We start from the raw sequence: 21,302 nt of genomic DNA, 5'->3' as shown, positions 1-21,302 counted from the left end.
TATAACCCATGACCAATACAACACAAGCACAACAAAGAATGCAAGAATTACAGGCGAGTTTAAGGCATCACAACTGGCTTTATCATACTCAAGATACCCCTGAGATTAGCGACTACGAATACGACAAGCTGTTTAAAGAATTGCAAAGTCTGGAAGAACAATACCCTCTTTTAAAAGACCCAAACTCCATAACTTCAAGGGTGGGCGGGGCTTTATTAAATATCGAAAGCAAAGCTCATACCTTGTCTATGTATAGTTTAGACAATGCTTTTAGCGAACCGGAATGGAACGAATTTATACAAAAAATATTACGTTTTAGCCCGGCTTTAACCAAAAATGACTTGATGTTTTGGACAGACCCCAAAATGGACGGGCTTGCTATTGAGCTTATTTATGAAAAGGGTGTGTTTGTTTCGGCTTTGACTCGAGGCGACGGTGAAGTAGGCGAGCTGGTTACGGCAAATATTCGCACAATTAAAAATATTCCGTTAAAGCTACACACTAAAACAAAAAATGGAACACAACTCGAAGTTCCTGATTTATTGGAAGTGCGTGGAGAAGTTGTTATTAACAAGGCTGATTTTGAAAAACTCAATCAAACCCAAGCAGGGCGTGGAGATAAAATTTTTGCCAATCCACGCAATGCCGCCGCGGGTTCTGTGCGTCAGCTTGACCCAAAAATAGCCAGTCAACGCCCTTTAAGATTTTTTGCTTATGGTGTTGGGGCGGTGAAATTAAATAATGCTGAACAAACACAAAATACAGATTTTTCAGCCAGTAATATTTGGTCTACTCAAGCGGAAATGATGCACGCTTTAGCGGCTTTTGGCTTTGCCCTGCCTTCTATTGTGCGTCTTTGTGAAACGCCTGAGGCTGTTTGGAACTTTTATAAAGAATTAGAGACAGCGAGAGATAGTTTACCTTTTGAAATTGATGGAGTTGTCGCAAAAATAAATAGTTTAGCCTTACAAAAAAAGCTTGGTTTTACTGCTCGGGCTCCACGTTTTGCTTTGGCGTTAAAATTTCCTGCTTATCAAGCTCAAACTCGCTTGTTAGATATTGAAATTCAAATCGGACGCACAGGTGCTTTAACGCCTGTTGCTGTTTTAGAGCCGGTTGCTTTAGCTGGAGTAACCGTTACCAATGCTACTTTACATAATGAAGATATGATTAAATCAAAAGACTTACGCATTGGTGATTTAGTGGTTATTCAAAGAGCTGGCGACGTTATTCCCGAAGTTTTACGCCCGATTTTAGAAGCTAGACCAGCCGAAGGTTTAGCCCCTTTTGACTTTCCGCATGTCTGCCCAAGTTGTGGAGAACCTGCTAAAAGAGAAGAGGGCGAAGCGGCTTGGCGTTGTGTTAACAGTCTTTGTCCTGCTATTTTAAAACAGTCGCTTATTCATTTTGTTTCTAAAGCGGGCTTAGATATTGTAGGTTTAGGTCAGCGTTGGGTGGAGATTTTGATTGATAAAAAATTAGTTCAAAGCCCTGCTGATTTCTTTCGTTTAGAAAAAATAGATTTGTTAAGCATAGAGCGTATGGGTAGTAAGTCTGCGGATAATCTATTAAAAGCTTTGGAAGAAGCAAAGATAAACGCTAGTTTAAGCGGTTTAATCAGTGCGTTAGGCATTCGCCACGTTGGAGCAGAAACCGCAAAGCTTTTGGCGGATTATTTTCGTAGTTTGGAGAATATACAAAATGCGTCTTTTGAAGAACTGCAAAATATTAACGGTATTGGTGAAGAAGTCGCAAAATCGATTTGTACTTATTTCTCTGACCCGATTAATTTAAGAGTTTTAAAAGAATTACAAGAACTGGGCTTGAACCCGATTGAAAAAGACACAAAGCCTTTAACTTTAAACACTGCCCACCCTTTATTTAATAAAACAATATTATTTACAGGTTCTTTAACGATTCCTCGCTCAGAGGCGGAAGAAAAAGCAAAAGCATATGGGGCAAAAATAGCCTCAAGCGTAAGTAAAAATCTCAATTATTTAGTTGTTGGAGAAAAAGCCGGTTCAAAACTAAAAAAAGCAGAGGAATTAGGGCTTGCAATATTGAATGAAACGGAGTTTAATGCATTATTGATTCAATAGTTGACAAGCTATAACCCTTAAGGAGTTTACAATGAAATCAAAAGTATATTTTTCTGATGCAAGGTCAAGAGATTTTAAAGAAAGTAAAATTAATAAAATAAAGAAGTTATTAAAAAAAATAGGTCTTAAAAACATAATAGAAAAAGACGCTTTAACAGCGGTAAAAGTGCATTTTGGCGAACGTGGAAATGATACTTTTATGAACCCTGTTTTTGTGCGTTCTATTGTTGATGAAATAAAATCTTTAGGTGGAAAGCCTTTTGTTACTGATACCAATACCTTATATAAAGGAAGTCGTCATAATGCGGTTGACCATTTAATGACCGCTTTGGAACATGGTTTTGGCTTTGCTACTATTAACGCCCCGATTATTATTGCTGATGGTTTAAAAGGCGGTAACTTTATAGAATGCCCGATTAAAGGCAAGCATTTTAAAAAAGTTAAAATTGCCGAAGCTATCCACGCCGCAAACGCCATGGTTGTTTTATCGCATTTTAAAGGTCATCAACTCGCCGGTTTTGGCGGAGCGATAAAAAACTTAGCGATGGGTTGTGCACCGGGGCAGGGAAAAAAAGAACAACACGCTTCTCGCTTTCATACTAAAATAGAAAACTGTACCGCCTGTGGAATGTGTATTGCTCATTGTCCCGAAGATGCAATTAGTTTTGTGCATAAAGAAATATTAAATCCTAAAGCCATTGTTACTAAGAAAGAAAATGAAAAACCCAAAGCGAGCATAAATAAAGATAAATGTATTGGTTGCGGCGAGTGTTTAACTGTTTGTAAATATGACGCTATTGCTATTGATTTTGGTACGGAAATGATACCTTTTAATGAGCGTATGGCGGAATATGCCTATGGTGTTACCAGAGATAAATCAACTAAAGATAACGAAACAAAAATAATTTATATAAACCTTTTGTTAAATATTACGCCTGATTGTGATTGTGCGTCTTGGAGTGATGCTCCAATGGTGCCAGACCTTGGGATTATGGCGTCTCTTGACCCGGTAGCCTTAGACAAGGCGTGTTTTGATATGGTTAACGCCCAACAAGGAATTTCTCATTCGCACTTGCAAAAAAACTATGCTCCGGGTGAAGATAAGTTTAAAGGTGTTTGGGATTATACTGTTGGTGAAATTCAATTAAGTTATGCTGAAAAATTAGGAATGGGGAGTTTAGAATATGAAATTGTTAAAATCTAAGTTAAAATCTTTGTTTTTTGTTACCAAGCTCGGTTTTGTCTTGCTTTTGTCGTGTGTTTTTTTACCAAATATTGTTTTGGCACAATTTGCCGACGATTCGACTGTTATTGCTTATATGATTGAAATGTATCGCAAAGGCGGTGTTGGTTGTGATGGTTCTAAACATAATAATCTTAGTCCGTTAACGATTTCAGAGCCATTAAAAAAAGCTGCGGAACAAACCATTAGCGGAAAAGATTTAAAAGTGGCGATTAGTGAACAAGGTTTAACTAGCGTAACGACTATGTTATATACTATTCCCAAACTTCCGCCCAAGCAGGCTTTTGAGGCAATAAAAGCTCAAGATTGCAATAGTTTAATGGGAAATTTTAACAACATTGGCGTATTTGACAATGGCGACCGCATAGTTGTTGTTTTGGCTGATGTGCATGCTGCGTCCAGACCCGGTGATGATGTGCCTGTTGATATAAAAGATACAGACCGCTGGCAGATGATGCAACAAAACAAAACGGAACAAGCTCCGCCGATTGTGCCGGTTAAGCCTTATGCGGGTTCTAATATTAAGTCTGTTCCTTTAACGGAACCCGAACCTGTGCAAACTGCTCAAAATCTCCAAACGCCTCCAATAGCGAAGACAATGGAGCAGGCGAAGGGGAGCGGAAATATTGCGGGTCAAGAAACAACGGTGGTTTATCAAGGTCCTGATGGAAAACAGGTAGTCTTGGGAACAATGCCGTCTTCTCAAGTTAATTCGAATAATTTGCCGGTGAATACGGCGAATGATGCTAATAAGTTGGTTGGAAACATGGCGGGTACTGTGCAAACTAACGCTAATACAGTGCCTGTTCAAATCGTTGGTAGTTCGGGTGTGGTAGTTCCTATAAATAATCAAGTAAATCAGCCAGTAAATAAATCTGTGAATACCCCTGTGAATAATCAGGTTGTTACGCCAGTTCCAGTGCCACAAGCTGCTAGTCGTTATGTTGCGTTAAGCGGAGAACCCTTGTTATTGCTTGATTTGCTTAATGATGCACGTTCTAAACCAAGACAGTGTGGCTCAAAACAAATGCCTGCCGTGCCTGCTTTAAGACCGAATTCCGCTTTAACGAATGCGGCTATAAAACACGTACAAAACATGGCACAAAACAACTTTTTTGGCGAGCGTAGCCCTGATGGTGTTGGGGCTGATGCGAGAATTAGTGCCGAAGGTTTTAGATGGACAAAAATAGAAGAATTATTGGCAAAAGGGCAGTTTAACGCTCAAGCCACCTTTAATACTTGGATAAATAATCCGTTTAATTGTGAAAAAATCATGTCGCCGTCTTTTGATAGTGCGGGGATAGCCTTTGAACCAAACGGTGGTAAAATTTGGGTCTTGGACTTAGTTAAAGGCAAGTAGTTTTTTGGTCTGATAAATAAGGTCTTATAATAAAAGGCATTGATTATGACGCAAACACCAGATGATAATAATGGAACTCCGAGCGGTAATAGAACTTTTATTACCGCTTTGGAGGGGTTTTATGAGGCGATAAAAAAAATAAAAAGAGAAAAAAATAACCCTAAATCTAAATTGGCGATAGTGGATAGTGTATATTCTGTTATTAGTGAATATATTGTTTTTTACTTTGGTACTTCGGATTGGAGTCTTATTTCTCTTGTAGAAAATGCGATTAATAATAAATCTAGCCTTCTAGATGATGATTTAATATTTTCTAGTGATGAACTAAAAATTATTGTTGATAATATTCAAAACGCAACTTCATCTATAAACAGTTGTTTTGATAATCATCCTTATATTAAGAATATCCTTGCACATTTAGAATTATTAATTAAGTCTAAGGAATTATTCCGAACGCTTGTTCCGTTGTGGTCTATGTTGAAGAATCAGCATATTCAAGACTATCAAGTGAACGGTAAAGAAATCAAGGTTCTTTATCCTTGGATAATGTCAGGTGATTTTTCTCTTTTTAATATCAATACTGAGCTAAGTGATTTTGAAAAAGCTACATCAAATTTAGAGAAACAACGACAGAGTATAAAATTTTTTCTTGATAAAATTTTGTCTCAAGACAATTTAACCTTAGAAGAACAAAATACATTAAATTCTTTACTTTATTTATATGGCAAGGAACTTCAAATCTTTAAAATGGAACAACAAGTTAAAGGATTTGAAACAAGAATTTCGAAAGCTATCAACACTGGTGAAGAAAAAGTTTCAAAAGTCATAAATACTGCTGAAAAAAGAGTTATTAATATTGTATATGCTAGTAATTTTGATGAACTAGCTGAAAAGTTTGATGTGCCTAATAAATGGTGGTTGCGAACAGCGGTTGTGTTGTTTTTAATGACTATTGTGATATTATTTACAATAATTTCACCTAATATCAGTATTGTTGATTATATAAAAAAAGCACTTGATGGAATAGCTCCTGGTTTGAATTCTCCATCTGTACCCAAAGATAGTTTTGATATTTTTTCTTTTCTTATCTTTATTGCTCCACGTATGTTATTTTTCTTTCTGCTTATTTCTGCTATGCTTTGGTGTGGAAAAATGTATAAAGTTGGTAGAAATATCCAAGAAAATTATTATCGTTTAGCAACAGCACTTGCAAATTGTATTGAAATCATGAAAAATATTGATGATAAAAGTGATTTACGCCAAAACTTAATTCTAAAAATGACTGACTCCATGTTACAACTCCCAGATAATGGTTATATCAACAGTAAAAATTCTAATGATATTTTGGCAATACAACAAGAAATGTTAAAAACAATGGCGACTATGGCTAGTATGGCTAGTAGTTTAAAATCCACCATAAACCCTACAAAATAACAAAAACTTTAACCAAACCCCAAATATAAAAGGATAACCACATGAAAGTATTATTAATTAACGGTAGCCCAAGATCAAAAGGCAATACCGCTTTAGCCTTAAATACAGTTGGAGCGGAGCTTAACGCCGCCGGCATTCAAACCGAAATGTTACAAATCGGGACAAAGCCTGTTAGTGGCTGTATTCACTGCGGAACTTGTAGAAAAAAACAAAACATGAAATGTGCGATTGATACTGATATTGTGAATAGCAGTATTCCTTTATTAGCCGAAGCGGACGGCATAGTTTTAGGTTCGCCCGTGCATTTTGCGAACATGAGCGGAAATATGAAAGGCTTTTTAGACCGTGTGTTTTATGTCTCCGCTGTTAATGGCGGTTTATTAAGACACAAGGTCGGGGCTTCTGTGGCTGCTGTGCGTCGTGCGGGCGGTATTCATGTTGTTGATCAGCTCAACAAATATCTACAATATAACGAAATGCTTATGCCAAATTCTAACTATTGGACTTTAACATACGGCATGAACCCCGGCGAAGTAGAACAAGACCTCGAAGGTATGCAAGTTATGCGTATGTTAGGAAAAAACATGGCGTGGCTTTTAAAACTTGTCGAAAACGGAAAGGGCGTGGTTACTCCTCCGGCTCGTGAAGATAAAGTTTATATGAATTTTATTCGTTAATATCTTGAAATAATATGTAAAATGCTAAGCTTGTTTTAAAATGAGTTTAGCATTTTTTATAACTTGATAACAAAAGAAAAATCTAAAAACCTCAATTTCTCGCTAGTGTATTTTTCTAAAACTTGTTATCTCTTTTAAAGGCTTTTAGCGATTTATAAGTTGAAAATAATAAAAAATAGCGGAGTAGGTTATGGATTGTTTGCATGAAGAAGAAAAATGGACACGAGACGAAATCAACAAAGCACAATTAGTACGCTTGCAAAATACAGTTGAACAAGCTTTAAAAGCACCTTATTATGCAAAAAAACTAAAAGAAGCTAAAATTAATGCTTCGACTATAAAAAGCTTAGATGATTTAAAAAAAATTCCCTTCACAACTAAAGATGATCTGCGTGCCGGTTATCCTGATGCTTTTTTAGCTACTCCACGCTCTGAAATCGTGCGTCTTCATGCTTCAAGCGGAACAACGGGAACGCCGACTGTTATTTGTCATACTCAAGATGATATTAATTCTTGGGCTGATTTAATGGCTCGTTGTATGTATATGGTCGGAATTCGCAGAGAAGACAGCTTTCAAAATATGGCAGGCTACGGTTTGTTTACCGGTGGACTCGGGATTCACTATGGGGCGGAAAGGCTCGGTTGTATGACTATTCCTGCCGGAGCGGGTAACACTCGTCGCCAACTAAAATTTATCCAAGATTTTAAAGTTAAAGCCGTACATATTTTACCTTCTTATGCCTTACATATTGGCGAAAAATTAAAAGAAGACGGTTTTGACCCTAGGGAATTACCCGCTAAAATCGCTTTAATCGGAGCAGAACCGCATACGGAAGAAGCTCGCCAGCGTATAGAACATTTATTGGGTTTAAGAGCCTTTAACTCTTATGGCTTGTCTGAAATGAACGGGCCTGGCGTTGCATTTGAATGTATTGCACAAAATGGTCTGCATGTTTGGGAAGATGCTTATATTGTTGAAATCATTGATCCTAAAACCTTAGAACCCGTTAAAGATGGCGAAATCGGAGAGTTGGTTTTTACTACTTTATGCCGTAAGGGTATGCCGATTTTACGTTATAGAACTCGTGATTTGAGTCGTTTTATTAATGGTTCTTGTGTTTGTGGGCGAGAACATCGCCGTATTGATAGAATTTTAGGGCGTTCTGACGATATGCTTATTATCAAAGGTTGTAACTTTTATCCTATGCAGGTGGAGCAGGTTTTATTGTCTTTCCCTCAAGTTGGACAAAACTATGTGCTTGAACTTATTAAAGAAGGCAGTATAGATCAGCTTCAAGTTAAAGTTGAAATCAATCCTGCGTTCTTTGAAGAAGAAAAGAAAGAAGATATGCGCGTCCTGCATCAATTACAACGCAACATAGCGGAGCGTTTAAAAGACGAACTTTTATTTACGCCTAAAGTTGACTTGGTTGAGGCAAATTCATTGCCCAAAAGCGAAGGTAAAGCGATCAGAGTTGTTGATAAAAGAAAGGACTAAGTATTTGTTATAATAAATAAACTCCAGCATCTTTGTAGGTGTTGGAGTTTTTTTTTGAGGATATTTTTATGCGTAAACTAATGGTTTTAACTTGTGTTTTTTTGTTTTTACAGTGTCTTTGTTTGCCTGCTTATAGTGCGACGGTTGAAGAGTTGTTTGAGCTGATTAAAGAGAACAAAATAGAAGAATTTAAGGCAGTTATTAAATTAGGGACTGATATAAATTTAAAAGCGATAGATAATGAAACCGTTCTAATGTGTGCGGTATATTATAGCAAAGATGCGGAATTTATTGCTGAAATTATTAAAGCCGGGGTTGATGTGAATGCAAAAGATAAAATGGGGAATACAGCCCTGACTTTTGCGGCAATGAAAAATGAAAATCCGAAAATTATCGCTGAATTAATTAAAGCAGGGGCTGAAATTAATCAAAATAACGGCTATGGCGTCCCTTTAGTTTTTGCCGTGGAGAATCCTAAACCTGCGATTGCACTTGAATTTATCAAGGCAGGAGCTGAGGTAAATTATAAAAATAAACAGAGTGAGACTGTTTTAATGAAAGCTGCCGCCAAGAGTAATGACCCTGTTGTGATAAACGCATTAATCAAAGCGGGGGCGGAAGTTAACGCAAGAACGAAATATGAAAAAACAGCTTTGATGGCTGCCGCTTGGCAAAATAAAAATCCTGAAATTATTAGGGCATTAGTAAAAGAGGGTGCTGATATAAATGCAAAAGACGAAGATGGAGTGAGTGCTTTAGCTTTTGCCAAAAAAAATAAAAATATTAACGCAGTGAATGAATTAATCCAGTTAGGTGCAAAAGAATAATGGCACTAAAAAAAGGCTCTTTTTATGAAACGAAAACTTTTTATCGTAATATTTCTGATTTTTGCACCTGTTTTATTTTATAAACTCTTGATGCAGTATCCGTATTATGTTTCGGAGCAAGATACTGTTTCGCTGTGGTATCCTCGATGGGCATGTGGTGAGTGTCCGGATATGTTGGTGATTAGCAATGAAAATGTTAATAACAATCAATATGTTGGTAAAGATGTTTATTTGCATGTTCAAGGGCGTGATTGGGGTGATAAGTATAATCAAGAACGTTCTTGGTATAAAGAGTATTTTTCTGATAAAGAATATGGGATGACTGTGTCTAAATTAGTTTGTACGGGGCGGTTTAAAAAGAATTTCAAGATGAAAATGCTTGAAGGAACAGGGGAAAACTCTGATTTATTAGATATAGTATTATATTCAGAATTAACAGAGGTTTTTGCTGCCAAAGGTGTGTTTTTTGATGCCGATGACTGTACTGCTGTTAAACTCACGGAACAAGATTCTGAACTTATTAGTACATTTATTGAGAAGTATTATTGGTAATTTCAGCCATATACGCATGGGAAAAATCTTATAACTGAGGCTCTTTTTATGAAACGAATAACATTTTTTTTAATCTGCTTTTATGCTTATATGTGCAACATATCAGTGGCAAATGATTTTGTTCCCTTGACTCTTGGAAAAGAAAATACTGCCTATAACATCAGTATAGCTAATAAAAATATCAGCATTATTAGGGTTGGATGTTCTCTTTATAGATTTGACGGCAAGAATAACATTCTTCTGGGAGAGTTGATGGACGGAAATGTGGAAAAAGGCTGTGGGTTCGGCGCTCCTGATGTTCTTGCTGCGGACTTGACCTTTGATGGCAGGGTAGAATTTTTCATAAAAAAATCTGACGGTGCGAATATTTGGTACTACCTAATTGATGAAGATGGATATGATGGTATTGATGATATATTTGAAACTGCAAGTATAAAAAGAATGCGTAGTGATCTTGAAATAGGTAGCGATGAACAAATATGGCTTTCAGCCCCTCGATTTAATAGAAAAGAAAAAAGTTTAGAATTTTATGACAAAACAGGGAATATCCTTAGGATAACGAAATATTTTTTAAACAAAAAAAGATACTCGTTGCATTCAGACACGTATAATTTGTATTCTAGAGATACGTACGACACACAATCTGGAGGGAATAAATTAATTGCATTGGAAAAAGTACATTTATTTGAAAATAAAAAAGAAAAACTAGTTATCAATATATCGGGTTCACAGCCTCCAGTCAGTATATATGCAAAGTCGCCTGTTACTGTATATAAAAATCATGACACTAAATCTCAAGTTGCATATATAATAAATAGAGATAGTTCTTGTAGCGTAATTGACGCGATAATTGATGACGACGATTTTTTGTGGCTAAAAATAAAGGATGTTAAAAATCGACACGGTTGGGTTCGTGAAGATAAAACTTTTTTTGTTTCTCCAGAGGCTTAGGTTAAGAATTTCGTTGTTTCTTGTGTCTGTTTTGCTTTTGGCTACTACCTTTTCAGTTTTGTTGGGACATAGTCCCACGCAGTTTCAATTATCAGCCAACCTTATGGGATATTGATAGAGATATTAATGTTGTCCCTGATCAGACTAGTTATTTTACATGGAGTTTCAAAAGCATATAAACCTGTGAAGAATGGATATCAATTTTTCCTGTAAAATGAGTTGGTTTTGCAATGGTCTTTATTTGTTTACAAAAGAAGTTTCTAGAATATTTTATATATTTGAGATTCATAGTATCCTTGAGCGTTCGCATAACGCATGACTTTCACCATGCCAAGATCGTCTCCTTTCTTTTCAGTCTCCGCACGACGCACAATACCATCAAAACTTAAATTTTCTCCATTACTTGTTGTTACGGTAGTTGCGACTAATCCTGTATTTTGCTTTTCACCTGAGTTGAAAATGCTATATTGCTTTACAGTGGGGCGAACGGCATCTTGTTTATTCTCAGTTTTTTCTTTAGCATCACTGATTGCTTCAGTTTTTTGAGCTTGTGTTTTATTCTGTTCTTCTGCTTTTACGATAGCGTTAATTATCCCACTCTGTGTTGTATATGGAGAGAATTCATCGATATTTTCAGATGCTTTTTCTGATCCATTACTTGTAGCTTGAGTTGTTGAATTGTCTTTATTACCTAAGTTCTCGGCTGAACCGCTAACCACAACATGTTCTGATTTACCATCACGCACGACAACAGTACTTTCTCCCTCTGTTGCGTTAACATGGTTGTTGTGTTGTTCTCCTGCTTCGATTGGTTGCATTTCCATAGAGTTCATCCAAATAACTCCACGGTGTATCATATCTGCATCACTGCTTCCGCCGGTTTGTTGCTCATTTGCACCCATAATAATAGAGTTATAGCCTTTTCCTGTGTTAACAGTATTAAAACTACCTGTTTCAAGCATTATGGCATCATTACCTTCACCTGTAGAAAAATGACTCATCTCGCTATACCATGCGTTAATGTTGTCATCTCCGTCAGAACCGTCAACCGAAGCCTCTTGGAATATACCCTCAGCCTTGTCATTCCCTTTATTCAGATTTATGCTTCCACCAGACATGATACCCTTGAAAGTATCATTGCCTTCTCCTGCATCAATTTCGCTATTAATAAAATCGCTTTCCAACCCCATGTAAGATTGTTGGAATTGAAGAGAGTATAATAAACTCATTTGGCTAATTCTTGCCCCTGAACCAAAGCTATCATCTCCTTTTCCGCCATCCACGCTAGACTCTATAAAACGACCATAGAAAGTATCGTTGTCTTCCCCTCCAATAACCTTACTATGATCCATAAACATACCATTAAAGAGGTTATCGCCATCTCCACCGCTTACTTCTGTACGAGCAAAATATCCGGAGAAAGTATCTGCTCCTTTCCCTGCTTTAATAGTTGAGTCTTCAAAAACACCTGAAAAAATAGAATTCCCTTTTTCCGTAGATATCTTCATATTGGTGAAGTATCCGGCAAATGTTTTTTGAGTGCCATCATCAACAATATCGGCTGTGTCATAGAACCCTTTATAAGTAACATTGCTACCACCGCTGAAGGTTCCGCCTTTTGCAAGGTTTAACACAATGGTTCCTGTTCCGGCTTCTACTTTAGAGGCATTTTTGCGGATTAAAATATCGTTGATGCCCGTAGCCTTAAGCACATTATCTGTTTTAGCCGCCGCACCTGTAGTAATTTGAGGAACGCCGTCTTCGCCCCAACTAATTAGGGTATCGTCTTTTATTTTGGTAGAGATTATTAGCTTGGCTGGTGTTTTGGGATCATCATTTTTTTCATAAATAGTTATTGTGTTATCAAAAAAAGCAACAAAGTATTTATCATTTTCAAAAAGAGATTCTGAATTGGTAACTGTTTTATTTGCCAAATCGTTATCTGATACATCACGAAAATTTTTAACGCTATATCCCGACATAGACCCACGTTTGGCAAGGTCAAAAATATTTTTAGACTTAAAGGCAACATCGTCGCCATCGCCAAGTACAATCTTTTCTTTTTGTGTCTCAAACCCGGTGGCACTAATACGCCCAACATCTCGCCCTACGACAATCTTGTTTTGTTTAGGTGTCCATAATCCTGATTGGTTGGAGTTTTCTAGTACTCCGTTGATCCAAGAGTTAGTCATAATGTGCTCCCTGTTTACTTCATAATATGAATATCGGAAGGTTTATAAAAAAACTTTATATTTTTTTATAGATTTATATTTTTTTATAGATGTAATTAAAACATAATAAAGCATTGACAATATTGTAAATTTATTTTATATTGCCAATGCTTTAAATTTTAACTTATGGAGACTGTAATGTTCTTTTATTCTAAGTGCTTACTTAATTTTACTTGTTATACCTTTATATCTATGTTTATTTTTGTGGGTAGTGTCGCAATCTCTCATGCACAAGATGAAAGAGGAGGGGAAAGCCAAGACTTAACTTGGTCTGTTTCTCTTGGTGGTGGTGTGTTGACTGCCCCTGAATTTGAAGGTTCAGATAGCAACGATTTGCGTTTTATGCCTATTGTTGAGTTGCGTCTGGATAGATTTTTTCTTTCAACCCAAAACGGGCTTGGAGTATATGTAGTTAATCAGGAACAGTGGAAGCTTGGAGCTGTAGCTAAATATAACCGTGGAAGAGAAGAAAGTGCGAGTGATTTGCTAAATGGGCTTGGTGATATTGATCCTAGTGCCGAGCTTGGTATATTTGCATCATGGAATCCGGACCCATTTTTTGTAAAAGCCACCGCTTTGCACGGTACCGGAGATATTCGTGGTTTTCAGGTGCAAACCGAGGTCGGACATGCGACTATGCTAAACGAAAAAGTTAGATGGACAAATAGCGTAGGCTCAACCTATGCGAGCGAGCGTCGTAACGAAACTTTTTTTGGTATTACTCAGGAGCAAAGCCGTAAATCAGGTTATGACGCTTATGACGCAGATAGTGGCTTTAAAGATATTGCCTTGAAAACTTCACTTGGTGTGAGCCTGACTGACGATATCGGACTAAGGGTTTTTGCGGGTTATAACCGCCTTGTCGGACCGGCGGCAGATTCTCCGTTAGTTGAGGCGGGTTCAAAAAATCAGTTTACTGGTGGTTGCGGTTTAGTCTATTCCTTTAATTCAGGAAACTAGTTTTTAGACATTATATATTTATTTTAGATCGTATATCAAGAGCCACTTAAAGTTGTATTTTAAGTGGCTCTTGGGTTTTAAAATTATGATATATTAATAAGATAAAGATTTATAACAGATTCTCACAGCATTTAGCCTTGAGCACAAAGCGGTAAAAAATATCGCAAAAAATCTTTCAACTAAGACCATTGCAAAACTCTGTTTTGCGTGCTTTTATTATCGTTTGACGCTCTGTATCCACATAGAATCAAACGTTTTAAGACACAAAAACCACTCATTTTACAGGAAAATTAAATTTTCCTTATTCGTGTTTTGGGGAGTGTCTTTCTAGCGAAAGCCACTTTGAGACTATTGCAAAATAGTCTCAAATCCAATTCATTTTTTATCTATAATTCGTTTGGTAGATCTTTGAGTTCGTCATAGCTAAATACCGGTCCGTCCATACATACATATTTAGTTCCAATATTACAACGTCCGCAAATACCAATACCACACTTCATACGTTTTTCTAGCGTTGTATAGATTTGGCTGTCTTCAAATTTTAATTGTTTTAAAGCTTGAAGAGTAAACTTAATCATAATAGGAGGACCACAAGTAATGGCAACAGTATTTTTAGGATCAGGGTTTATTTCTAATAAAACATTAGGAATAAGCCCGACTTTGTGTTGCCAGCCTTCGGCTTCTCTATCAATAGTTAGGACTGTGTTTAGGTCGTCTCTTTTTAGCCATTCTTCTGTTTCATAGATATAAGCCATATCTTGTGGCGATCTGGCACCATAAAGCAGGGTGATTTTACCATAATCTTTTCTGTTATCTAGCATGTAAAGCAAGAGGGTACGCAAAGGTGCCATGCCTATTCCGCCACCAACAAAAACAATATCTTTACCCTTCATTTTTTCATAAGGAAAAGAATTGCCAAGTGGAGCTCTTACGCCAACTTTATCTCCGGCTTTTATAGTATGAAGCTTAGAGGTAACTTCGCCAACCTTCATTACGCTAAATTGGATATAATCCATTCTGGTCGGAGGTGAATTGATAACAAAAGTTGATTCACCTGCTCCAAAAAATGAAAGCTGTCCTACTTGCCCGGGTTCAAATTTAAAGTTCTTTTTAACTTCAGGGTCGTCAAAAGTAACTCTAAAAGTCATAATATTGGCTGTTTCTCTTATAACTTCCTGAACTGTTGCCTCATAGGGTATATAAGGGTTTTTGGTGTGTTCAGGCAGAGGCGGAACAATTATCTCTTGAGTTTCTTGTAACACGTTTGTTTTATTTGTTATATTTTCTGGCATTGTGGTCTTTTGTAGTGTTTCGGTTTTAGCTGTTTTAGGTTCTTCAGTAGCTTTAACATCAGGTGCTTTAACATCAGTAGCTTTAACAGGCACTTGTTTGTCAGTGTTTTCTGGCTTTTTATCGACAATAGCTTTTTTTTGTGGTGATTTTTTAGCCATGTTTTTCTACTCCCTTATCAACACTTTGATGATTAATAGCTGCTAAAACGATTTCACGAATATCAACAGCCACAGGACAGCTCTTTATGCAACGTCCACAGCCACAACAGGCAAAATGTTTATGTAAGGTCGGATAATAGCTAAACTTATGACCGACACGGTTTTTCATGCGATGAAAACGAGTGTTACGAGGGTTGTGTCCGCTACCTTCAAGGGTGAAATTGGCAGACATACAAGCGTCCCAAGAACGCAGGCGAGCTCCGGCACTTCCTTTGTTTTCGTCAGTTATATTAAAACAATAACAGGTAGGACAAAGATAAGTGCAAGCACCACAACTTAAACATTTATAACTTTGGGATTGCCAAAAATCCATATCATCAAAACGTGCAAGAATTTTCTCAGGTGCATTATTTAAGTCAGGGATTGGCTTTAAGTTATCCAAAGAAGCTTGTTTAAAGCTGTCTGTCTCTGTGTTTTGCTCTGTACTCGCTTCTTGTAACAGGCTGGCATTAAAGAGTTCTTTACCACGTTCTGTTATAAGTTTAAGCGTATAACCACCTGAAACAGGTGTTAAGATAAGATCAGAGCCATTTTCATCAACAGGGTTACTACCTATCCAAGAACAAAAACAAGTTTCGTTGTTATCATTACAAGATAAGCCGATAATTAAAGTATTATTTCTCACTTCTAAATAAGGAGTATCTTTAATTTTTCCGTTATAAACAGGGTCAAAAGTAAAAAATCCACGAGCATCGCAAGGTCTGGCACCGAAGATAATTTGTTTTTTGTTATTAACAGCTTCTTCTATCTTTAAATCTTTTGTTCCGTTTTCTTGTTTTTCATAGCGAAAACGTAAAAGTTCTTGGCTACGAGGAAAAATAACGTGTTTGGCTGATTCTAAAGGTTGAACGCTAAAATCAGCTTTGCTATCTGTTTTATGTTCTTGCCAAATAATTCCACGCCCCATATTTTGTGGCGTAAAGACTGTAAACGCTTGAGAGAGCTCATTTAACCAGCTAGTTAAATTGGTTTCTGAAATAAATTTAAGCATTACCAATTCCTCTCTTTAATTTTCTTTTCTTCCAATGAAAAGGTTTGAAGTGGTGGGTTAGCATCAATATCAACGCCCGCCTCATAATCAAAGAGTTCTTTTATTATACTGTTAAACTTCATTTTAAATAAACCAACAGGAATATTCATCGGACAAGCTCTTTGGCATTCGCCACAACCGGTACAACGTCCGGCTAAGTGAGTTGCGTGAATTACTTGGAAAAACCACTTGTCGGTTACGCTGTCTTCTTGAGACAACCAGTGTGGTTCACGGCTTTGAGCTACGCAATGTTCTTTACATGCACAAAGAGGGCAGGCGTTTCGACAGGCATAACAGCGAATACAGCGTTCCATTTCTTTTTTCCAAAATTCCATTAATTCTGCGGGGCTTTTTGCCTCTAGAACTGCCAGAATATTGTTTTTTGAAGCATCACTGGGTTGAGCCGCTTTTTGAATGCCTACAAAATGGTCGCTTATAATAGCGTTTGGATAAGCACAACTAGCACAACGGTTAGCTCTAACGCTATCCCAGTTTAGTTTTAGTTCGCTATCTTTCAGCTTTATAATTAGTTCATCGCCTTTTTTGTCTACTGCCTGAATCTCAGCTTGTTGTTTAGGTAAGGCACTTTCTACTTTACTAAGGTCAATAACGCCATCACAAGGAAAGCCGATAATAACCACATTTTCTCTTTTTACGAGAGTTTCTTGGATTTGAGCAACGACAGAACGGCTATCACAACCTTTAACAACAATACCGACTTTTATATTTTGAGCATTAAAATCGAGCAAATAAGAAGCGAGGTTTTGTACGGAACAAGGACCAATTTCTAATTTATCCAAGTCTTTTTCACTCTCAATAAATAAAGGGGTGGAGTGTAGGGCGTCATAACCCTTACCCCAAGCCATTACTAGTTTAACTTCCGGTAATATTTGGCGAATTTTTTCTTTTATGAGTTCATTAACCGACATGCTTGCCTCCTTCAAGGTTTAATGCCTGAAGGTCAAATTCTTTAATTCGTGAAAGAATTTTAGGCTCAGGTAAACGAGGAGCGGCACCGAGCTTATGAATTTGTTCCGTAAAGCTGGAAACTACACTTTGCCAGCGTTGTCCTTCTGAGGCAGATACCCAAGTATATTCAAATCGACCTGCTTCTATACCTAAAAATGGTAAGAATTGTTTCATTACTTCAAGGCGACGACGTGCATAAAAGTTACCCTCTGAATAATGACAATCACGAGGGTGACAGCCGGAAACAAGAACGCCATCAGCACCATTAAAAAATGCTTTTGCAATAAATAATGGGTTTATACGCCCGGAGCAGGGGACACGGATAATACGCAAGTCTGTTGGTTGGTTAAAACGACCAACTCCGGCAGTATCAGCACCACCATAAGAACACCAGTTACAAAGAAACCCTACGATTCTAAGTTCTTTTCCTGCTAAAACTGACATAGAGTTTCAACCTCCGCTAATATCTGATTATCTGTAAAGTGAGAGAGCTGAATAGCACCTTGAGGGCAGGTTGCGTTACAAAGTCCACAGCCCTGACAAATTGTTTCAATGACTTCAGCTTTTTTAGCACCACGAATTTCGACTTCTTTAATTGCTTTATAAGGGCAAACTTTAATACACTTACCACAGCCAATACAGCGTTTAATGTCTACATTAGCAATGGCAGGGTCGCTTTCTAACATATCTTTTGAGAATAAAGACAATACCTTGGCGGCGGCTGCTGAACCTTGAGCAACAGAAGCCGGAATATCTTTAAGCCCCTGACAAGAACCAGCCAAATATACACCGGCTGTATTTGTTTCTACAGGGCGTAATTTTGGGTGTCCTTCCATAAAAAAGCCATATTGATCATAAGATATGCGTAGTTTTTCAGCTAGTTGAGGAGCACCTTTAGAGGCTTCGCCACCAACAGCCAAAACAACGAGGTCGGCTTCTATTTCAACCTGAGTACCGAGTAGGGTATCCGCACCACGCACAATTAGCTTTTTGCCTTTAGGATAAACTAAAGCAACACGCCCACGAATATAATTAGCACCATATTCTTCTTGAACTCGACGCGTAAATTCATCATAAAGTTTACCCGGTGAGCGAATATCCATATAAAAGACGTAAGACTGAGAACCGGGAATGTGGTCTGCTGTTAAAATTGCTTGTTTTGCTGTATACATACAACAAAAACCAGAGCAATAAGGGCGACCGATAGAGGGGTCTCTTGAACCAACGCATTGGATAAATACAACGTTTTTAGGTTCCGCTCCGTCTGAAGGGCGTTTAACGTGTCCTCCGGTTGGTCCTGAGGCTGAAAGTAAACGTTCATATTGTAGAGAAGTTATAACATCAGGATAACGCCCACCGCCGTATTGTTCATAAACAGTCCAATCGATTAAATCATAACCGGTAGCGGCAACAATCGCTCCCACTTGTTCTGTTTCAAATTCATCTTGCATATCATAACGAATGGCTTTTGTCGGACAAACTTTAGCACAAACGCCACACTTACCTTTAGTAAACTGGCGACAATAGCTAGGGTCAATAACTGCTTTTTTAGGAATAGCCTGAGGAAAGGGAATGTTGATAGCACTAACTTCGCCCATGCCTTCGTTAAAGTGAGCAAAAGATTTTTTGCTAGGGCATTTTTCTACACAAGTTCCACAGCCCGTACAGCTATCAAAGTCAACATAGGTAGCTTTTTTGCGTATTTTAACTTCAAAGTTACCGACATAACCGCCGACTTCTTCGATTTCAGAAGAAGAATAAAGTTTAATTTTAGGGTGTTGAGCTACGTCAACCATTTTTGGGCCGAGAATACAGCTTGAACAGTCAACGGTTGGGAAAGTTTTATCAAGCTTTGCCATTTTTCCGCCAATGCTACTTTCTCTTTCTACTAAAATAACGTCAAGTCCACCTTCGGCACAATCAAGGGCAGCCTGAATTCCGGCTACGCCTCCGCCAACAATCATAACCCTTTTGTTTACAGGAAACTTTTTAGGCATAAGTGAGGTATTGCGTCTTAACTTTTCTACGGCGATATGTACGAGTTCGAGGGCTTTATTGGTGTTAGCGTCTTTGTCTTTACCAATCCAAGAAACGTGTTCACGAATATTAGCCATTTCAAACATATAGCGGTTTATACCGGCTCTTTCAACCGCACGTCTAAAAGTTGGTTCGTGCATACGAGGAGAACAAGCGGCAACAACAACGCCATCGAGTTTATTGTTTTTAATAGCTTGGATAATTGCGTCTTGTCCCGGTTCGGAACAAGTATATAATGAGTCGGTTACAAAGGTAACATCAGGAAAAGCAAAAGCTTCACGCGCCACTTTGGCTGAGTCGACTGTTCCACCGATGTTTGTACCACAGTGGCAAACAAATACTCCGATATTCATTTACTTTTTTCCTCCTGTATTTTCTGCTGCCAATTTTTGTTCGGCGGCAACGCTTTGGGCTGATTTAAAGGCAGAGGAGGGATCAACCGCCAACATATCAAAACCAAGCTCAGAGTCATCAATCCCAAAGGCTTTTCCCATAAGTTGAGTAAAGTAGATAACAGGCATTTTGAAGTTGCGGTTATTAAATTTATTGATTTCTTCTTGTCTTAAATCAAGATTCATTTGACATAAAGGACAAGCAACAACAATACAGTGTGCTCCCAATTGGTCAGCCAAATCAATCAATTTTCCTGAAAGTCTGGTTACGACTTCTCTTTTAGGAATACCAAAAGCAGCTCCGCAACATTCTACTTTTAAAGGAAAAGGCAAAACTTCCGCACCGCAGGCTTCGAGAATCTTATCCATGCTGATTGGGTTTTCGGTATTATCAAAATTCATAGACGCCGGGCGAGTCATTAAACAACCATAATAAGGGACAACTTTAAGCCCGCTTAGTGGTTTTTTAACTTTATCTTTAATAGCATCAAGACCGATTTCTTCGTATAAAACCTGAAGAACGGAACGAACACTGTAGTTATCTGATTCTTTTGGGGGAATAGGATAGCCAAGCAAGTATTCGGTTTTTTCTTTTAATTCTTGGTCAGTTAAAACATGCAAGCTATTATGTAAGTTTTTCAAACAGCTTGGACAAGGTGTTGCTATATTATGTAGACCTTGTTTGCCGGCTTGTACAAAATTACGAATTGAAAGGGCGGCGGAAAGGCTGTAATCAACCGTATGAGCAGGGGTCGAACCGCAACAGTTCCAATCGTTAATATCAACGAGCGGAACAGAAAGAGTTTTACAGACCGCTCTTGTGGAAGCGTCATATTCCTTAGAAGTTCCAAGCCCGGAACAGCCGGGATAATAGCCGATATTGGTTTGAGGCGTATTTGAATTCATTATTTGTTACGCTCCTGATATCGTTTGAAAATTTCTTCTACTTCTTTTCTGCCTTGAATCATATGAGGCAGAAAGGCAAGTTTGTTTTTAGGCAATATCTTAGGAACCAAGTCTATATCTGTTGTCAGGCGACCTGTTCTTAACATATAAAGAGCCATAACTCCAAGTTCAAATGAGCGACCGAATTTAGCGACGGTTAGTAAGAAAGAATCAAAAAATTTCTTCACTCTTGGTTCGGCGACATAGTCTTCTTTTCTTGCCATATGGCGACAAACTTCTAAAACTCTTGCTATATCAATGCTGTTTGGACAACGAGTCGTACAAGCTTCGCAACTGGCACACATCCAAATAGATTTAGATTTTAAAAGAGTTTCTTTTTGCCCAAGTTGGATTAAACGCATCATACGACTTACGGGAATATCATAAGCAGCGTTTAAAGGACAACCGGCAGTACAGTTTCCACATTGATAACAATTCTTAAGGTTCTGACCACTGGCTTTTTCTACCTGACGGGTAAAAGACCGATCACAACTTCGCGAAAGGTTTACATTATCCATTGAATTTCACCTTTTTTGCTGTAATTTAAGCGGTTAACAAAATTAAAACATTATTGACAGAAAGAATT

General features: G+C 37.7%; 18 protein-coding genes. 10 read left to right on the top strand and 8 right to left on the bottom strand.

Annotated elements, in window-relative coordinates; translation table 11 throughout:
• Positions 1 to 8 precede the first annotated feature (8 nt).
• The 9 genes from ligA to BT999_RS08835 all read left to right on the top strand — a co-directional run bounded on the left by ligA (position 9) and on the right by BT999_RS08835 (position 10,641).
• Positions 9 to 2,099: an NAD-dependent DNA ligase LigA gene (gene ligA / locus BT999_RS08875; protein WP_072697433.1), complete on the top strand. Its 2,091-nt coding sequence runs from the start codon at positions 9 to 11 to the stop codon at positions 2,097 to 2,099.
• A 31-nt stretch (positions 2,100 to 2,130) separates the two neighbouring features.
• Entirely contained in the window at positions 2,131 to 3,303 is a 1,173-nt protein-coding gene (locus BT999_RS08870; protein ID WP_072697432.1) for a DUF362 domain-containing protein, read from the top strand.
• Positions 3,284 to 4,702 (top strand): CAP domain-containing protein, encoded by a 1,419-nt coding sequence (locus BT999_RS08865; protein ID WP_072697431.1) that lies wholly within the window; start codon positions 3,284 to 3,286, stop codon positions 4,700 to 4,702. Before BT999_RS08870 ends, BT999_RS08865 begins: the two co-directional genes overlap by 20 nt.
• A gap of 45 nt (positions 4,703 to 4,747) precedes the next feature.
• Positions 4,748 to 6,136, top strand: a complete 1,389-nt coding sequence (locus BT999_RS08860; RefSeq protein WP_072697430.1) for a hypothetical protein — start codon at positions 4,748 to 4,750, stop codon at positions 6,134 to 6,136.
• A gap of 41 nt (positions 6,137 to 6,177) precedes the next feature.
• Positions 6,178 to 6,813: a flavodoxin family protein gene (locus tag BT999_RS08855; RefSeq protein WP_072697429.1), complete on the top strand. Its 636-nt coding sequence runs from the start codon at positions 6,178 to 6,180 to the stop codon at positions 6,811 to 6,813.
• Between the two features lie 190 nt (positions 6,814 to 7,003).
• On the top strand, positions 7,004 to 8,311 hold the full coding sequence (locus BT999_RS08850) for a phenylacetate--CoA ligase family protein (RefSeq protein ID WP_072697428.1): 1,308 nt from the start codon (positions 7,004 to 7,006) through the stop codon (positions 8,309 to 8,311).
• A gap of 68 nt (positions 8,312 to 8,379) precedes the next feature.
• Complete coding sequence (locus BT999_RS08845) at positions 8,380 to 9,138, top strand: ankyrin repeat domain-containing protein (protein WP_072697427.1); 759 nt, start codon at positions 8,380 to 8,382, stop codon at positions 9,136 to 9,138.
• A gap of 24 nt (positions 9,139 to 9,162) precedes the next feature.
• Positions 9,163 to 9,690 (top strand): hypothetical protein, encoded by a 528-nt coding sequence (locus tag BT999_RS08840; RefSeq protein WP_072697426.1) that lies wholly within the window; start codon positions 9,163 to 9,165, stop codon positions 9,688 to 9,690.
• Positions 9,691 to 9,738: 48 nt separating this feature from the next.
• Positions 9,739 to 10,641: a hypothetical protein gene (locus BT999_RS08835; protein ID WP_072697425.1), complete on the top strand. Its 903-nt coding sequence runs from the start codon at positions 9,739 to 9,741 to the stop codon at positions 10,639 to 10,641.
• A 260-nt stretch (positions 10,642 to 10,901) separates the two neighbouring features.
• Here BT999_RS08835 and BT999_RS08830 read toward each other — a convergent pair whose 3' ends face one another.
• On the bottom strand, positions 10,902 to 12,833 hold the full coding sequence (locus BT999_RS08830) for a hypothetical protein (protein ID WP_072697424.1): 1,932 nt from the start codon (positions 12,831 to 12,833) through the stop codon (positions 10,902 to 10,904).
• Positions 12,834 to 13,010: 177 nt separating this feature from the next.
• Here BT999_RS08830 and BT999_RS08825 point away from each other — a divergent pair, with 177 nt between their 5' ends.
• Positions 13,011 to 13,832: a MipA/OmpV family protein gene (locus BT999_RS08825; protein ID WP_072697423.1), complete on the top strand. Its 822-nt coding sequence runs from the start codon at positions 13,011 to 13,013 to the stop codon at positions 13,830 to 13,832.
• Positions 13,833 to 14,218: 386 nt separating this feature from the next.
• On the opposite strand, the gene BT999_RS08820 is transcribed toward BT999_RS08825, so the two are convergent.
• The 7 genes from BT999_RS08820 to BT999_RS08790 form a co-directional block, all read right to left on the bottom strand.
• Complete coding sequence (locus BT999_RS08820) at positions 14,219 to 15,058, bottom strand: FAD/NAD(P)-binding protein (protein ID WP_072697445.1); 840 nt, start codon at positions 15,056 to 15,058, stop codon at positions 14,219 to 14,221.
• Between the two features lie 217 nt (positions 15,059 to 15,275).
• The gene (locus BT999_RS08815; RefSeq protein WP_072697422.1) at positions 15,276 to 16,334 is read right to left on the bottom strand and encodes a 4Fe-4S dicluster domain-containing protein; all 1,059 of its coding nucleotides are present in this window, start codon (positions 16,332 to 16,334) and stop codon (positions 15,276 to 15,278) included.
• Positions 16,334 to 17,302: a 4Fe-4S dicluster domain-containing protein gene (locus BT999_RS08810; RefSeq protein WP_072697421.1), complete on the bottom strand. Its 969-nt coding sequence runs from the start codon at positions 17,300 to 17,302 to the stop codon at positions 16,334 to 16,336. Before BT999_RS08810 ends, BT999_RS08815 begins: the two co-directional genes overlap by 1 nt.
• A complete protein-coding gene (locus BT999_RS08805; protein ID WP_072697420.1) occupies positions 17,292 to 17,786 on the bottom strand; it encodes a hydrogenase iron-sulfur subunit in 495 nt (164 codons plus the stop codon). The genes BT999_RS08810 and BT999_RS08805 overlap by 11 nt, the downstream gene beginning before the upstream one ends.
• Positions 17,774 to 19,732 carry a CoB--CoM heterodisulfide reductase iron-sulfur subunit A family protein gene (locus tag BT999_RS08800; protein ID WP_072697419.1) on the bottom strand — a complete coding sequence of 653 codons (1,959 nt, stop codon included), beginning with the start codon at positions 19,730 to 19,732 and terminating at the stop codon, positions 17,774 to 17,776. The genes BT999_RS08805 and BT999_RS08800 overlap by 13 nt, the downstream gene beginning before the upstream one ends.
• A complete protein-coding gene (locus tag BT999_RS08795; RefSeq protein WP_072697418.1) occupies positions 19,733 to 20,677 on the bottom strand; it encodes a CoB--CoM heterodisulfide reductase iron-sulfur subunit B family protein in 945 nt (314 codons plus the stop codon).
• Complete coding sequence (locus BT999_RS08790; RefSeq protein ID WP_072697417.1) at positions 20,677 to 21,234, bottom strand: 4Fe-4S dicluster domain-containing protein; 558 nt, start codon at positions 21,232 to 21,234, stop codon at positions 20,677 to 20,679. Before BT999_RS08790 ends, BT999_RS08795 begins: the two co-directional genes overlap by 1 nt.
• Positions 21,235 to 21,302: the final 68 nt, after the last annotated feature.

This window comes from Desulfovibrio litoralis DSM 11393 (genome assembly GCF_900143255.1).
Lineage (GTDB): Bacteria > Desulfobacterota > Desulfovibrionia > Desulfovibrionales > Desulfovibrionaceae > Frigididesulfovibrio_A > Frigididesulfovibrio_A litoralis.
The sequence above is the reverse complement of the archived record's forward strand: the minus strand, read 5'-3'. Positions and strand labels throughout refer to the sequence as shown.